The 16,088-nt window shown below is 39.1% G+C and carries 15 protein-coding genes and 1 pseudogene; 5 read left to right on the forward strand and 11 right to left on the reverse strand.

Annotation, left to right across the window (positions count from 1 at the left end; genetic code table 11):
• The first annotated feature begins 139 nt into the window (after nt 1–139).
• The 3 genes from PN470_RS04915 to PN470_RS04925 all read left to right on the forward strand — a co-directional run bounded on the left by PN470_RS04915 (nt 140) and on the right by PN470_RS04925 (nt 4,094).
• The gene (locus tag PN470_RS04915; protein WP_271937410.1) at nt 140–1,741 is read left to right on the forward strand and encodes a B12-binding domain-containing radical SAM protein; all 1,602 of its coding nucleotides are present in this window, start codon (nt 140–142) and stop codon (nt 1,739–1,741) included.
• A gap of 169 nt (nt 1,742–1,910) precedes the next feature.
• Complete coding sequence (locus PN470_RS04920) at nt 1,911–3,341, forward strand: ABC transporter substrate-binding protein (protein ID WP_271937412.1); 1,431 nt, start codon at nt 1,911–1,913, stop codon at nt 3,339–3,341.
• 27 nt (nt 3,342–3,368) lie between these two features.
• Entirely contained in the window at nt 3,369–4,094 is a 726-nt protein-coding gene (locus PN470_RS04925; protein ID WP_271937465.1) for a WecB/TagA/CpsF family glycosyltransferase, read from the forward strand.
• 7 nt (nt 4,095–4,101) lie between these two features.
• Here the strand turns inward: PN470_RS04925 and ureG are convergent, their stop codons facing one another.
• From ureG to psbP, 4 genes are all read right to left on the reverse strand, one after another.
• Complete coding sequence (gene ureG, locus PN470_RS04930; protein WP_004158168.1) at nt 4,102–4,698, reverse strand: urease accessory protein UreG; 597 nt, start codon at nt 4,696–4,698, stop codon at nt 4,102–4,104.
• A gap of 175 nt (nt 4,699–4,873) precedes the next feature.
• A complete protein-coding gene (locus PN470_RS04935) occupies nt 4,874–5,461 on the reverse strand; it encodes a Maf family protein (protein WP_271937414.1) in 588 nt (195 codons plus the stop codon).
• 134 nt (nt 5,462–5,595) lie between these two features.
• Nucleotides 5,596–6,009, reverse strand: coding sequence for a hypothetical protein (locus tag PN470_RS04940; RefSeq protein WP_271937416.1), 414 nt, complete (start codon nt 6,007–6,009; stop codon nt 5,596–5,598).
• A gap of 241 nt (nt 6,010–6,250) precedes the next feature.
• Nucleotides 6,251–6,799: a photosystem II reaction center PsbP gene (gene psbP, locus PN470_RS04945; protein ID WP_002801162.1), complete on the reverse strand. Its 549-nt coding sequence runs from the start codon at nt 6,797–6,799 to the stop codon at nt 6,251–6,253.
• 62 nt (nt 6,800–6,861) lie between these two features.
• Between psbP and PN470_RS04950 the strand changes: the two genes are divergently transcribed.
• Nucleotides 6,862–7,644, forward strand: coding sequence for a tetratricopeptide repeat protein (locus PN470_RS04950; RefSeq protein WP_271937419.1), 783 nt, complete (start codon nt 6,862–6,864; stop codon nt 7,642–7,644).
• Nucleotides 7,645–7,718: 74 nt separating this feature from the next.
• On the opposite strand, the gene psb34 is transcribed toward PN470_RS04950, so the two are convergent.
• Nucleotides 7,719–7,898: a photosystem II assembly protein Psb34 gene (gene psb34, locus PN470_RS04955; protein ID WP_002740432.1), complete on the reverse strand. Its 180-nt coding sequence runs from the start codon at nt 7,896–7,898 to the stop codon at nt 7,719–7,721.
• 317 nt (nt 7,899–8,215) lie between these two features.
• Between psb34 and PN470_RS04960 the strand changes: the two are divergent.
• Nucleotides 8,216–8,806: pseudogene (locus PN470_RS04960) on the forward strand (ScaI family restriction endonuclease).
• Here the strand turns inward: PN470_RS04960 and PN470_RS04965 are convergent.
• The 6 genes from PN470_RS04965 to PN470_RS04990 all read right to left on the reverse strand — a co-directional run bounded on the left by PN470_RS04965 (nt 8,803) and on the right by PN470_RS04990 (nt 16,024).
• Nucleotides 8,803–9,852, reverse strand: coding sequence for a DNA-methyltransferase (locus PN470_RS04965; protein WP_271937421.1), 1,050 nt, complete (start codon nt 9,850–9,852; stop codon nt 8,803–8,805). The pseudogene PN470_RS04960 and the gene PN470_RS04965 overlap by 4 nt on opposite strands.
• 237 nt (nt 9,853–10,089) lie before the next feature.
• Nucleotides 10,090–11,100, reverse strand: coding sequence for a tryptophan--tRNA ligase (gene trpS / locus PN470_RS04970; protein WP_103111167.1), 1,011 nt, complete (start codon nt 11,098–11,100; stop codon nt 10,090–10,092).
• A gap of 61 nt (nt 11,101–11,161) precedes the next feature.
• Nucleotides 11,162–12,475 carry a dolichyl-phosphate-mannose--protein mannosyltransferase gene (locus PN470_RS04975; protein WP_271937425.1) on the reverse strand — a complete coding sequence of 438 codons (1,314 nt, stop codon included), beginning with the start codon at nt 12,473–12,475 and terminating at the stop codon, nt 11,162–11,164.
• Between the two features lie 13 nt (nt 12,476–12,488).
• Complete coding sequence (locus PN470_RS04980) at nt 12,489–13,118, reverse strand: Uma2 family endonuclease (protein WP_002759010.1); 630 nt, start codon at nt 13,116–13,118, stop codon at nt 12,489–12,491.
• Nucleotides 13,119–13,152: 34 nt separating this feature from the next.
• Entirely contained in the window at nt 13,153–15,201 is a 2,049-nt protein-coding gene (locus PN470_RS04985; protein ID WP_271937427.1) for a DNA phosphorothioation-associated putative methyltransferase, read from the reverse strand.
• A gap of 43 nt (nt 15,202–15,244) precedes the next feature.
• On the reverse strand, nt 15,245–16,024 hold the full coding sequence (locus tag PN470_RS04990) for a photosystem II S4 domain protein (RefSeq protein ID WP_004158156.1): 780 nt from the start codon (nt 16,022–16,024) through the stop codon (nt 15,245–15,247).
• Between the last annotated feature and the right edge of the window lie 64 nt (nt 16,025–16,088).

The following is a 16,088-nucleotide window of genomic DNA, read 5'->3' on the forward strand; positions in this document are numbered from 1 at the left end:
CCTCCTTCACCCCCCGATTAAATTAAACTTATATATGACCAAAAACAAGAGGTAACAAGTCTCCCCTTTCAAGAGAATGAAAATTAAAAGCTACTGAAGACTACTGGTAGTCACTGATAACTGATAACTGATAACTGAAATGACCATCTTACAAGACGAAAAACTCCTCTTTACTCCCGCAATACCCCACAGTGATGCCCTTAGAACTATTTTTGCCTTTCCTAATCAGTATTCTGTGGGTATAACCAGTTTAGGTTATCAAATTGTTTGGGCAACTTTAGCCCTGCGATCGGATATACAAGTTAGTCGTTTATTTACGGATTTTCAAGAATCTTTACCCCGTTATCCCGAATTAGTTGGCTTTTCCTTTTCCTGGGAATTAGACTATGTTAATATCCTCTCACTGTTAGAATCTTTAGAAATTCCTTGTCACAGTCATCAACGGCAAGATCAGCAGGCGATAATTTTCGGAGGTGGACCAGTTTTAACCGCTAATCCCGAACCTTTTGCCGCTTATTTTGATGTAATTTTATTGGGAGATGGTGAAAATTTAATTGCTGATTTTATTAATGCCTATCAAGAGGTTAGAAACGCCGATCGACCGACAAAACTCCGTCATTTAGCCCAGGTTCCGGGGGTGTATGTTCCTAGTTTATATACCGTTAATTATGACAGTCCAGAAGGTGAAATTACGGCAATTCTACCCATAGATAATAATGTTCCTACCTTTGTTAGTAAACAAACCTATCGCAGTAATACCCTTTCAGCTTCTACGGTGGTAACAAAACAAGCGGCATGGGAGAATATTTATATGGTAGAGGTGGTGCGAAGTTGTCCAGAAATGTGCCGTTTTTGTTTAGCTAGTTATTTAAATTTACCCTTTCGTACCGCTAGTTTAGAATCTTTAATTCCCGCCATTGAAAAAGGTTTAAAAGTGACCGATCGCTTGGGTTTATTAGGTGCTTCCGTCAGCCAACATCCTGAATTTGAAACCTTACTTGATTATCTTTTTCAACCAAAATTTGAGGGAGTTAGACTCTCGATCGCTTCAGTTAGAACTAATACTGTCACGGAAAAATTAGCCAGAATTTTATCCCTAAGAGACAGCAAATCAATTACTATTGCCGTAGAAAGTGGGTCTGATCGCCTACGGGAAATTATCAACAAAAAGTTAGCCAATGATGAAATTATCCAAGCTGCCATTAATGCTAAAGCGGGCGGTTTAAAAGGGATAAAACTCTATGGTATGGTGGGAATACCGGGAGAAGAAATCGAAGATATTGCGGCGACTGTGGAAATGTTAATAGCCTTAAAAAAAGCCGCCTCTGGACTGCGAATTTCTTTCGGTTGCAGCACCTTTGTGCCTAAATCCCATACTCCTTTTCAGTGGTTTGGAGTTAATAAAATGGCCGAAAAAAGATTAAAATATCTAGAGAAACAATTAGGTAAACAGGGCATAGAATTTCGACCAGAGAGTTATAATTGGTCAGTGATTCAAGCCCTATTGTCTAGAGGCGATCGCCGCTTAACTTCCCTGTTAGAATTAACCCGTGGCTACGGTGATTCTTTAGGCAGTTATAAACGCGCTTTTAAGGAACTAAAAGGACAAATTCCCCCGCTAGATTATTATGTTCATCAACAATGGCGTTTAGAACAGGTTTTACCCTGGAGTCATTTACACGGTACTTTATCCTCAAATGTTTTAATAAAACATTTAGAAGATTCCCAAACAAAAAGGTAAAATATTGCTAATAAGCTAAGACACATTTAAACAATGTCTTGACTATCAGACCCCAAATGAGGTATTCTATCAAGGTAGATCGGATATTGGTGCAATTCAGAATTGAATTGGTGCTTTTATTAATTATCAATCTCGATTAAACCATTAATTTAATCTTAGTTATCAGCCCATGAGCCAGAAAAATGATACAGTTACCCTGCTTTTATCCCTGCTGATTACCCTAATATTTTTTGGGGCTGGTAGTTGGTGGTTATACAATCGTTTTCAAGGATCAAATAACCCAACCAATCTTTCTGAAATCGAGAAAATATCACCAGAGCAAAAATCGGTATCGCCACAAGCAAGATTTAGTCAAGGTGAAAACTTATTAATAGTTGAAGGGGCTGCTTCTGACAAACAAGCTGCTATACAGGCACTCGGAAAAGGAGACTTTCAGCAAGCAGTTTATCTCCTAGAAAAATCCCTGCGAGCTAATCAAAATGATCCTGAAGCTCTCATCTACTTAAATAACGCCCGTATTGGTGAAGCTAAGTCCTATACTATCGCCGTTTCCGTGCCAATTGGTAGCAATGTCAACACCGCCCTAGAAGTTTTACGAGGAGTTGCCCAATCTCAAAATCAAATCAATCAAAGCGGAGGAATTAATGGCATTCCTTTAAAAGTTCTCATTGCTGATGATGCTGATAATCCCGAAATTGCTGCTCAAATTGCCCAAAAATTAGCGGCTGACAACAGCATTTTAGGAGTAGTAGGACACACTAGCAGTGACACCTCTTTAGCGGCGGCTGCTATCTATCAAAAAGCGGGATTAGTAATGATTTCCCCCATCAGTACCTCAGTTAAACTCTCCAATTTTGGTGACTATATCTTTCGTTCTGTTCCCAGTGATTTTGTGGCAGCACGAGCATTAGCCGAATCTAGTTTGCAAAAAATTCCTAACGTCAAGGCAGTGGTATTTTTTAACTCCCAAAGTGGTTATAGTCAATCCCTAAAATCTGAATTTACCACCGCTTTAGGATTAGGAGGAGGTCAAGTGGTGAGTGAATTTGATCTATCTTCCCTCACTTTTACCCCTTCTAAAAGCCTCCAACAAGCTCAACAGGAGGGAGCAAATCTCATCGCCCTTCTTGGGGATAGTGGTACCCTAGATAAGGCTTTGCAGGTGGTTCAGATCAATGGCCAAAAATTACCGATTGTGGCGGGTGATGACGTTTATAGCCCCAAAACTCTGGATGTAGGCGGAAAAAATGCCCTGGGCATGATTGTCGCTGTCGCTTGGCATTTGGCGGCTAATCCGAACAGTCCTTTTGTGAATAAATCCCGCCAATTGTGGCAAGGAGACGTAAATTGGCGCACTGCCACCGCCTATGACGCTACCCAGGCTTTAATCGCTGGAATTATGATCGCTGGCATTAAGGCAGAATCTAGCCGAGAGGGAGTTCAACAGGCGTTAAGAAGCAGTGATTTTTCTGTACCCGGGGCGACTAATCCCGTGCGATTTTTACCCTCTGGCGATCGCAATCAATCCGTGCAATTAGTGGTAGTTAAACCCGGTTCTCGTTCTAGTTTTGGGGTAGATTTTGTGCCAATTTCTCGATAAAATGACAACTAAATCAAGATGACTTATATGTTAGAAACTCCCCCCAAATATTCTGTTCTTGGTTTACCGGTTCATCTCCTCGATAACTACAGTCGTTGGTTAATCGATCGCCTCTATCAAGGTTTTGGTTCCCACGTTGTCACTCTTAATGCAGAAATGGCAATGTTAGGGGAAAATGATGCTAAAGTTGCCCAAGTTATTCGAGAAGCAGATTTAGTTATTCCCGACGGCGCGGGGATTGTTATTTACTTAAAATTAAGGGGTAAAAAACAACCCCGCTGCCCCGGTATTGAATTATCAGAATCCTTAATTACTGAGTTAGGAATGCAGGGAGAAAGTTTTCCTATTGCTTTTTTTGGTGGTAAACCGGGGATTACTGAACAAGCGGCAAGTAATTGGCAAAAAAAGATACCTAATATCCGTATTCTGTCTAACCACGGTTATCTATCCTCCCAGGAAATGTCCGATTGGATCGAGGTATTAAAAGATCAACAACCGCGGTTAATTTTAGTTGGTTTAGGAGTACCCCGACAAGAATATTGGATTAGGGAACATCGCCATCTCTGTCCCCAAGCTATCTGGGTAGGTGTGGGGGGTAGTTTTGATATCTGGTCCGGGACAAAAATCCGCGCCCCTCGCTTTTTCTGTGACAATAATTTAGAGTGGTTGTATCGACTCTATCAGGAACCTTGGCGCTGGAAAAGAATGTTAGCTTTACCTAAATTTTTCTGGCGCTCTCTTTTTTATTCCTAGTAATAGCTTAGTATAAATTCTTTTCGATAAAGGCAATCACTCGCTCTAATCCTTCCCGTGTTTTTAAGTTGGTGAAGATAAAGGGTTTATCCCCGCGCATCTTTTTGGCATCTCTATCCATCACCCCTAAATCTGCCCCCACCATCGGGGCTAAATCTATTTTATTGATTACCAATAAATCCGATTTGGTGATACCAGGTCCTCCTTTGCGAGGGATTTTATCCCCGGCTGCCACGTCAATCACATAGATGGTTAAATCTACTAATTCCGGGCTAAAGGTTGCCGCTAAATTGTCACCACCACTTTCCAGAAAAATTAGCTTTAAGTTAGCAAATTTTCTCTCTAACTGTTCAATGGCAACTAAGTTAATTGAGGCATCCTCGCGAATAGCTGTATGGGGACATCCTCCCGTTTCTACTCCTAAAATTCTTTCTGGAGCTAAAGCTTGCGATCGCACTAAAAATTGGGCATCTTCTTGAGTATAAATGTCATTGGTGACTACGGCGATCGGATATTGATCCCGCAAATTCTTACACAAGGCATCGAGCAGGGCTGTTTTTCCTGAACCCACCGGACCGGCAATTCCCACGCGCAAGCAAGACATAGTTTTTTCGGGAAAAAGTGAAAAGGAAAGGGTTAAAAATTTTGGGGCTATCGGATAGAAAAAAGAGGGGTTCGCAGGGCGACACGGATTCCCACTATAATAAAAAGTTAACACAAATCTGAGAATTTGTCAAGCCCTTTTGCCAATAAATTTGGGGAAATTATCGGCAAAAAGATCACCAAAAGTCAGTGATTTGGTAGCCAAAATCCGTTAACATCTGCCTAAACAGGGGCAAGCTTAAACCGATAACATTACTGTGACATCCCTCTAATCTTTCCACGAATAGACCCCCCTTTCCTTCTAAGGCAAAACAGCCGGCACATTTGAGGGGTTCTTCGGTGTTAACGTAGGCAATAATTGTTTCATCGCTGATATTGGCAAAGTGAACTTTAGTAATCCCACAACGAGTCAAGGTTTGATGATTAACTCGATCAATTAAAGCATGACCTGTATAGAGTGTACCCACCTGACCGCGCATTTTTTGCCAACGATCAATCGCTTCTGATTTATCCTTGGGTTTGCCATAGACTTCCCCCGCTACTTCTAAGACGGAATCACAACCAAGAATTAATCCTGTATCAAATTGGGGGGCGATCGTTTGCGCTTTACATTGGGCTAAAGTTTGGACAAGATGGAGAGTATTATCAGCATTAATTGTCGATTCATCAAAGTTACTTACCCGCACAATCGGATCAATTCCCACCATTTGTAATAGTTTTTTACGCGCAGGAGAAGCGGAAGCAAGAATCAAGGGAATAGACATAAGTTTTTTCAGTAAACAAGATAGGAGATAGTTAGGTAGGGTGGGTTAGGCAATGACAAATTATTAGACTTAAATTATCAATTTATCTATTTGCCGTAACCCACCATCAGTTATCAGGTTTTTAGCTATTTCTGCTAGGAATTTGTAGGATTTTCGGGGGGAAAATAACGATCTAAAATCTCAACCATGCGTGATTCTCTTTCTTCAATTTTGTCAAATCGATTGTAAAAATCTGACTGAACCTCATAAAAATCCGACATCGATCGAGTTAATTGTCCTAGCAGTTGATAAAGTCCCCGTCTGTCTTTTTCCCATTCTTTTTTAGACTCAGCAAGACTATTAGTTAACGCTTCGATCGATTTGGCGTTAGAATTAGCGATCGCTCTAGTTTCTTTTAATCCCTGATTGGTTTCCTGTAGTCCTAATTTAATCTCCTGTAATCCTAATCTAATCTCCTGTAGTCCTGATTTAATCTCCCGTAGTTCTGTTAGGGTAGTTTCAGCAAGAGATTCGATTCTATCTAGTCTATTTTCTTCCGAGTTACTCATATTCAGTTACCAGTTATCAGTTACCAGTTACCAGTTATCAGTTATCAGTTACCAGTTATCAGTTACGACTTTCTTACTGATTACTGATTACTGATTAAGTAAGTATTTTATCTTTAATTATAACTGGCTACCTAGTTGATGATAGGTGGTGCGTTATGACGGATTTTTACCTTTAAGTCAAAACAGGAATTTTTGCCGTCTAACGCACCCTACATTTTACTATTGCCTATTGCCAGTTTCCCTAACTAACCGAGAAAGAATCAACGATAGTTTCAAAGAGTTCTTGAATTTGCGTCCAACGTTTTTGGGAAGTGGAAAGATTAAAAGAATAGAGTTTATTATTATTAACCGTGACGCTGGCCAGATTATGACGTTCTTGGCCGTTGGCTAATTTAACTTGATATTCGAGGATATAATAATCTTGTCCGTCGATTTGATGGGATTCTGAGCGAATTAATTCTACTTCCTTATCAAGATTGGGGTTAAGACTGTTATTTTTTAGGAGACGATAGCCAACTTCCGAGGGGGTCCCTAAATCTGTTAAAGTTTTATTGTCGGGGACGGGGTTGATAATAACGCTTAAATTTTCGCTCGTTTCGATCAAGTCATGAAAAACCACATCTACTCCCGCAACTTTTTTCACATCCACCTGCGTCCAACCCTTAGGATATAAAAATTGATAGCCTTGGCTGCCACTGGTATATCCTTGCAGTCCAGCGATGGGAGTTGTACAACCGGTGAAGAGGAGGGTGGTAATTAGGAGGAAAGTCGCCAAAAGAGATTTAATCATGATATTTTGACCTGTAAGTAGGGCTGTTTAATTTTACCTTGAATTGTTTAGGTGAAGGGATTATGAAAATTAAGAAAAAATTGACAATTATTATCGCTATAGCCAGTTTTTTACTGACTATCTCTCCCCTAAACGCTCAAACTACCGCTAACCCCGTGAAAGCTGTAGAATTTTATAATCGGGGGGTGGATCGTTTAACCGCAGGGGATTACTCAGGGGCGATCGCCGATTTTACTCAAGCTCTACAATTAGAACCGAAGGATGCCGATGCTTACTATAATCGCGGCTATGCGGAATTAGTTCTCGGCCAGTACGAGCGAGCGATCGCAGATTATACCCAGGCCTTGACAATCAACCCCAATTATGTTAATGCTCTCGGTAATCGTTGTTATGTGCATTATCTGACGAAAAAATACGAGGCAGCCGTGGAAGATTGCACAAAAGCGATCGCTTTAAACGGAAATTTTGCTGATTTCTTTATTTATCGCGGTAATGCTAAGGATGACTTAGGTAAACACCTAGAAGCGATCGAGGATTACACAAAAGCTTTGAGTTTACAGGGAACTAGAGGACAGGATCGCATTTTCTATAATCGCGCTCTAGCCTATAACCGAGCCGGACAGCAGGAAATGGCTTTAAGGGACTATGATGAGAGTCTGAAAATCAATGCTAACTTTGCCGAAGCGTACCACAATCGGGGTTTAACCCATTATAAATTGGGAAACAGGGAAAAAGCGATCGCTGATTTAGAGGCAGCAGCTCGTCTAGCGTTATCTCAGGGTAAACAGGGGACTGCGGCTAAGTCTCAGTCAGCAGTGGCATTAATTCAGGGTCAAAAGCCCTAAAATAGGGAGTAGTTGTGATTTTAGCTCTAAATAGGAGTGAAAGGGGCTAAATCGCAACTACGAGGGACTAAATTTTAACCAGCTTGAGATGCGTAAAAAGCGACGGCTAACAGTCCACCGACAAGTGTGATCGCAGCAACACCCCAGAAAATATAATTACGTTGTTGCGATTTAGTCGGCGGATCCGCTTGATAAACTTTCGGTTCGGCGGCGAAATTATTTAAGCGTCCACCTTCTTCATTTGTATAAGGCATAATCAAAACCTCAAATATGACAATTTTTCAGGAAAAAAATCCTCTTATTACAATCGTACAACATATCAGTAACCGAGTTGGGGATATTTAAAATTCCCACGGGGATAACAATTCTTAGTCTTGGGGTAACTGCTGGACTCTGCTATTTTTATTAGCGATCGCATTGCCAATGATTGAAACTGCGAAAACAAGTTTAAAAAGGCTAATCATACCAAATCCGTTTTTAATACAGAATTTAGTATTAGGTGTTGGGATAGGGGGAGGTGGTTGCGTTAATATTAGTTACTGTATCTAATAACGCCGGAAAAAAACTATAGATGAATTCTCCCTATGCAGATTTCTCTCCTAGTAATTGGTTATCTATCACCCAACGACTTGTGGAAAGACATCCCCTATCTACCGATGCAATTGTTGATGTTGTTTTAACATCTTGGCAATCAATTTTTAATTCTCAGTTAGGTACAAAAGGTTTTAGAATTGGTAGGGATATCTTCCCTAAACCTCAAATTATGGGTTTTCTACTTCATGAATTAATTCCTTTATAACTAAAAGCAAAATATCCCGATTTCTGGAGAGGAGATATCAGTATATCTGATAAAGATATTGTCTATATACCTGATGACTTTTTTTCAATTGAAGTCAAAACCTCCTCTGATCCTAGACATATATATGGCAATAGAAGCTATGCTCAAAATTCTAATAACAGCAAAAAAGGTAAGTCTGGATACTATTTAGCAGTTAACTTTGAGAAGTTTTCTAATACTACTAATCCTCAGATTAAACTAATTCGTTTCGGTTGGATTGATTCTGGGGATTGGATTGGGCAAAAGGCAGCTACAGGTCAACAATCGCGTCTTTCCTCTGACGTAGAAAACTATAAATTGCTCCAATTGTATCGAAAAATCTAGAATAATGAGCCTTGGATATAAGTATTGCTTCTTTCTTTTTTAAATCTTTTAAATCTCTCTGCAGCTATCTCGCAATAGTCTGGTCGAATTTCAAAACCCACAAAAATTCTTCCTAATCCCAAGGCCGCTATTCCTGTAGAACAAGAACCGGCAAAGGGATCAAGAATTATTTCTACCGGATTAGATGAAGCTTGTATAATTCTCTCGACAATTGCTAAAGGAAATTGTGCGGGATGTCCGGTTCTTTCCTTAGAACTGCGCTTTTCTCCTGTAGTGACTTTAGAAACTTCCCACACATCAGAAGGATTTTTACCGAGGGGATTACAACGATATTTACCATTTTTCTTTTGATTGGGATACTTAACGTTAGGGTCACGAATATTATCTAAGTTAAAAGTATATTCTTGGCAATTTTTGAGATAAAAAAGCCATTTTTCATTGCGAGGACTAAGACGATTTTTTGTAGAAACACCGGCCCCATATTTCCAGACAATTTCTTGTAAAAGATAAAAGGGAGACTTATCCCAAAGAAGATAGGGAATCGGAACACATAATCCCTTTTCTGGTACTTCTAAATAACCAACATTTAGCCAAAAAGCACCGTTATCTTGAGTAATCTGATAAATTTGCCCCAGCCAATTAGCACACCAATCAACATAGTCATTGATTGAAAGAACTCGTTCATATTCTTTGCCAATATTATAAGGTGGTGATGTAACAGTGAGGTCAATTTTTATGTCACTATGAGATAGTTTAGACAAAAAGTCTGTGGCATCTCCTTGATAAAGAATAAAGCCGTTGTCCGAGTAAAAAGGTTGACCAAGATGACTAACCAGAATTTCTTTAAGAAAATTAAATTTGTTGGCTCTATCTTTTTCTAACTCTGGAGAAAATGGCTGTAGTAAGGAGGAAGGAGCAATCTGAGTTGATTGATGATCAACAATTCCCTCTGCTAGATAAGAGTTTTGTTCCTTGCTGGCAATTGGACGAGACTCATCTTCCCTAGACGATAGTTTTTTTTGTTTCCGCTGGGACTCTACAACCATAATCTCAAAGGACAGGTAAGTATTTTGATAGTTTTAATTATGCCCTTATTTTACCAAAATATCACTGGAGTTGTGCTTAATTTAATAACTTTTGTAATCATTCTCCTTCCCTTACCCTGGATGGGGGGGGTAAAACCCCACCAAGAGTTAAAGATTGACTGATAAAGCAGCGAGTTTTCCTTGAAAAATCTCAACTGAGTAGATTGGATAATTATCAGATGCACCCGAAAATTATCCCTAAAATGGTGGTAAATAACCCATGGCATTTTTGACTCGATCGAGAGTTTGATTGGCCACCGCTTCTGCTTTGAGACGACCTTGCCGTAAAACTGTGGCTAAATAATCTTTATCCTCTCTAATTTGGGCGTATTTTTCCTGAATAGGTTGCAGAGATTCTATGGTAACTTCTGTTAACATCGGTTTAAATTGTCCCCAACCTAAATCTGCACATTCTGCTGCGACCACCTCTTGACTTTTTCCCGATAAAATGCTATAGAGAGTTAATAAATTATGGCATTCGGGACGTTCTGGATCATCGAAAGTTAAACCCTTAACTAGATCGGTTTTACAGCGTTTAATTTTCTTGGCAATGACATCGGGACTATCGAGAATATTAATCCGACTCATCTCGGAAGGATCGGATTTAGACATTTTATTCCGGCCATCGGTTAAACTCATCACCCGCGCTCCTTCCTTGCGGATCATCGGATCAGGAAGTTTTAAAATTGGTTGTTTCGGTTGCCCAAAAAGATGATTAATTCTAACAGCTATATCGCGGGTTAATTCTAAATGTTGTTTTTGATCTTCTCCCACGGGTACTTTATCGGCATCGTAGAGTAGAATATCGGCAGCCATTAGTACGGGATAATCGAGTAACCCCGTGCCAACATTTTCCCCCTGTTTAATTGCTTTTTCTTTAAATTGAATCATATCGGTTAACCAATTTAAAGGGGTGATACAATTCAATAACCAAGTTAATTCTGTATGAGCTTTAACGTGGGATTGGACAAAGATAGTCGCGTATTCTAAATCAATTCCGCAGGCTAAATATAAAGCGGCAATTGCTAAAGTATCCTCCGCAAGAGTGGCGGGATTATGGGGAACGGTGATCGCGTGTAAATCGACCACACAAAAGAAATTATCGTAGTCTTGTTGTCCCTCCACCCAATTGCGGATCGCACCTAGATAATTGCCTAAATGTAAATTGCCAGTTGGTTGCACACCAGATAAGATTCTTTGTTTACCCATAACTCATGCGATCGCTTTTTATCATGATTTTATTGTATCAGTTTTTGGTGCTAATTTCATCCTAAATCCAATTGGGAAAAATCATTCTAAGATAATAATCCCGCACTGACAGGGGAATGCCTAAATAAATTGGTAGCCAATGAATAAAAGCAAAAGTTATCAAAATTATCAGCGAGCGCGAGCCATTTTTATAAATAGGACTGGAACTTTCTAAACCATCGGCTAAGAGCCAAGCTAGAGCAATCCAAGTGAAACTATAGGCAGCCATATAATGATAGAGAAAGGTACAGCGACTAATTTTTAACCAGGGCAGCAGATTAGCAATATAGTTACAGATAAGATAGGCAGAAATTACTCGCTCTTTTCGGTTAAATAATCGACTAAAAACCACTAGAATTGCTATCGTAGAAAACCACCATAACAACGAATTTCCCATCGCGTGAACATCATAAATTTTATCACCTACTCTCTTAAAATAATAAGCCACAGGTCGCCCCATTACTAACCAACTATACCAAGGAGAACAATAGGGATGAACATCAGATTGATTACCCTTGATTCTCTGATGAAATGACCAAATTTCTTGATGTACTTGCCAAAAATTATATTGATGGTTGACGAGAAGATGAGGTATCCACAGCAAACTATAGGTAATAAGAGGAAAGACAATTAAGGCGATAAAAATGTCCTCTAATCTCAGGTTAGTTGCCTTTGTCCAAAGATGATCTTTTGACTGCTCTTGATTAAATAATTTTATTAACCAAGCAATACCGATAAAAATAAATATTCCCAGTAAAAATCCTAAGCCATTCCATTTAATATTTGCCGCTAAACCGAAAGAAACTCCTGATAATAATAGCCAATTAAGTTTCTGATTTTTCTGGAGTGCTAATAAAAAAAATAATTGTCCAGATAAACCGAATAAAATTAAGTAAATATTATTGAGAGCGTAGCGGGATTCCACCAGAAATAATCCGTCTAAACTGGCGAGAAAAGTTGTGATTAAAAATACAGTTTTTCTCTGGGTTAATTGATAAGCAATTGCGCCGATAATGAGGGGAATAAAAGAACCAGTCAAAGCATTTAACCAGCGATAACTAAAAGTTGAGCGCAGGGAACCCGTTAAATTATTAATGGTTTCAGGATCGGCAGGAAAATGGGAGCCAATCCAGATACTAATAGCAATTAAATATTGACTTAATGGTGGGTGAGACTGGAAAAATTCTTTACCGATTAGATATTCATTGCCGTATTTAGCATAATAAACTTCATCGAAAACAAGAGTATTAAACTGACTGAGATTCCAGAATCTTATTCCTAGAGAAAATACAAATATCCCTAGGATAGATAGGTTAAATTTTACTTGAGAACTCATGGAAAGATAATAGTTATGATAACTGGGAATTTTCTGTTAAACGCAAGCGAAATTCTTTGACAGCAAGACGGGGATTAGGATGGTTGACGTATTCGGCTAATAATTCTAAATTTAAATCCGGTAATAAAGCACTTTTAGGGATTAAAATATATTCGCCATTCTCTTGTAAAGAATAGATTTTTAACTGATTATCTTGCCAAAACCAAACCTCTTGAGTTCCCAATCTTTGATAAACTTCTAAAACTTTCAAGCTGCCACTGGTTAAGATTATTTCTATCGCCAAATCAGGAAACTCTTTTTCTATAAATAAACAAAAACATTCATCTGGTTCTTTTCCCGCTTCTTTTTCCTGTTTTCGCAAAGTGGTGGAACCTAATCCCCAGAAATCAATTTCAGCATATTCTAAATAAACTTCTACCAATCTACCGATATTTTTTTTGCTAACTTCGTGACGACGACTAGGAGCCATAATTTCTACCATTCCATCTAAGTAAGTAATGCGATAACTGGAACTATCTTCTAAATGTTTTAAGAGGGTTTCGTACTGTTGCCAATTAACCCCAGAAATAAACATTCTTTGTTCAGGATCATTAGCTTTTAACTCGAAATCTTCTAATCCTTGTAACCGAATCGTAGTCATCATAAAATTAATTACCTCGTCTATTTTACTTAATTACTCAGGAAGACTTATTTTGATTTCTTCTGGTCTGAATTTTAGCGCGTAAAATCCTAACTTTATAGGGATCGGCATCTTTTCGCCACAGAATCTGATAGCCTTTGATTGTAGCACAATGCTCCTCTAAACATTTTTGCCAACCCTGTAAACGTTCGATCGCTTTTCGATCTTCTAACAATCCCCAATCCTTTTCTAATTGAGTTAAGCGAACCAATTTATCATAGTTGGGATAATCCGCCGTTACTAAAAGCTCTTTTTCGTGTAGAATTGGCGGATTAGGACTATCCCGATAATCGCGAAAACTAAAATCAGCCGAACCTAAATATACATCCATGCTAGTGGCTAAAATCGGATGTATTTCTGTATCGAAATTGGGGTAATAGAGATAGGAAATTTTGGGTTGACGAAAGGATAAACGAATAACGTTAGCATTTTCTAACCGTCCGATAGTTTGACTAGCACAACCTTCATATAAGCGTAATAACATCGGTAATTTTTCCAGAATGCTAATATGAATAGTTAGGGAATAACGGGAAAGTTTGCCTAGAGAACTATTTTCACAAGTACGAGCGATCGCTGGCAAATTTCCCGCACTTATTAACACTTCTTCTGCTAGAGCGCAAGCATTGCGATAACTGCCAAATAAAGCTTTAAAATCGGCACGGGTAGCGGGGGATAATTCCCTTACTTTCGGACAGTGGCTAAATTGACTTAAAGCTAAATAAAGTAAAAGATCTGCGCGTCTTTTATCGGCAATTATCTCCCATTCTTCCGCTTCTGTTACTTGTAAAATCACTTGAAAAGCTCGTCTAAAAGTGCCAAATTCTGCCTTAATTTCTTCCTCTTGTAATAATTCTCCTGCGACGGGTAAACGTCCCTGCTGGGTATAAAATTCCATTAGGGGAGTCAATAGATCTTCGTAATCTTCAAAGCGTTTGAGATGGGTTTTAATTTTAGGTGTGGTGGCGCGGGAACGACATCTCGATAAACGAAAAGTTTCCGCTTTTTCTTCCTCTCGAAAAACTAGATAAATTCCCAAAGTTATTGGAATAGAATCAACCCCTAAACTGCTATCAATATACTGTTTTAGTTCTTCCTGTTGATAGTATTTTTGAAAGGTATTGCGACGAGTTATAATTCCATCTTCATAAGCCATTAAACCCCGTTCGCTATCATCAATTAAAATCTGTGCTGAAACAATTAAAACTTGACGGGTTAATTGCCAAGCTTTTAATAAAGCTTCCTGCCGTTCTTCGGCGGATTCAATAACATTAATTACATAGCCTAAATTAACAATATCAGATTCAATTAAAGGACTATCGGGACGATAATAAGGATCCCAACCTTCACTTTGATAACCCTGTTCAGCTATGCGTTCTATATCACCTCCATAACCACAACCGTAATCAAAAAAAGTGGTTTCAGGAAGGAATAATCCCGCCGCTAATGCTAATCTTGCTGGACGAGAAAGGGTTTTGCGAACAAGAGCAGCCTTGTGGCGATCAATTATTATCGATTTTTCCCTTTGTCCCTCTAAATTACAAACTAAATAATCTCCTGCAAAATCAAGGTGATGCTTTCTTAAAAGTCGTTGCCATTCCTGTTTAGTACCGATGGGATAAGAACTGTTTAAAAGTCCTAAAGCACTCTCGATTTTTGTGAGATGCTCGAATTGTTCATAAAAAGGATAGTCCCTAGTAACAAAAGTTTCTTTTCGGTGTAAAATAGGCGGATTATCAGCATTTTGATAATTCCATTCACTTAAGATTAGTGTCCCCAGATCTACCACTAAACTTTTAGTTAAAACTGGGTGAGGTTCCCGATCAAAATCGGGATAAAAAAGATAAGATATTTTCGGTTTATCGGTGCTAAATTTAATTATTGTTGCCTCAGATAAATGCTGATTAATTCTTGCTTGTTGTTCGTAACTCTGGAGGATAGGATCCAGTTGATGTAATGCTTCTCGATGAACATAAAGCGCCCCCGGTAATAGTTTACCGATGGGACTCACTTGACACAGTTGCACGATTAAGGCGAAATTCTCAGCCATGGCAATTAATCTGTCTAATAACAAATTCTAGAGACAGAAAAAACTAAATAAATCTGGTTAAATGAACCCGATAGCGCTCTTTTTTGGTCACAGTAACCTCACCCACTTCTAAACGACCTTTTCCCCGAAAAGAAATCAAATCACCGGTTTTAACGTTATAACTAGATTGACTGATATCTTTCCAGTTAACTCGCACATCCCCAGCGCTAATTGCCTCGGCCATTTTACTGCGAGAAATGCCAAAACCCGCCGATGCGATCGCATCCAAACGTAAGGAAGCTTCCACGGTATTAATTTCTTTTTTTTGCGGTGGTCTAACTTTTAATTCCGTCAAAGGAATCAGGCTAGTTTTCACTGGAACCGAACGCACTTGTCGCAAATTAGCAGATAAAAAATCTGCCAATTCAGGCACTACAATCGCCTGCGCTCCTCGCTCACCTAAAACGATTATATCACCGACTTTTTCCCGAACGATACCCGTCCCCAACATTGCCCCTAAAAAATCCCGATGGTTAGCGGTATCAAAAAGAAAATTACCAGCAATATCAAGGGCAGATAGGGGAATATCTGTTACTGTCAAAGGTAGATCAACTCTAGCAATACCGAGGCGCTGTCTTTCTGCTTGGGGATAACCGCCCCATTTTTGCATTGACACATCAGTTAAACGCTGAAAAACTCGTTCCACTTCCGCTAAAACCGCAGGAGAAAGAAAGTCTGTAGTCGTCACTTCCCAAGTCTTAATCGCTTGTTCGGCTTTATCAATAACTTTCGCTATCTCCTCGCGGTTTTCAACACCCTTTAGTAATTCTTCTCTTGGTAACATTGTTTTCTGGTAATTAATCAAAAATTCTTAGGAAAAAATCAAATGACCGATAACTTATTCCCGA

The sequence above is a fragment of the Microcystis sp. CS-574 genome (genome assembly GCF_028329095.1).
Lineage (GTDB): Bacteria > Cyanobacteriota > Cyanobacteriia > Cyanobacteriales > Microcystaceae > Microcystis > Microcystis ichthyoblabe_A.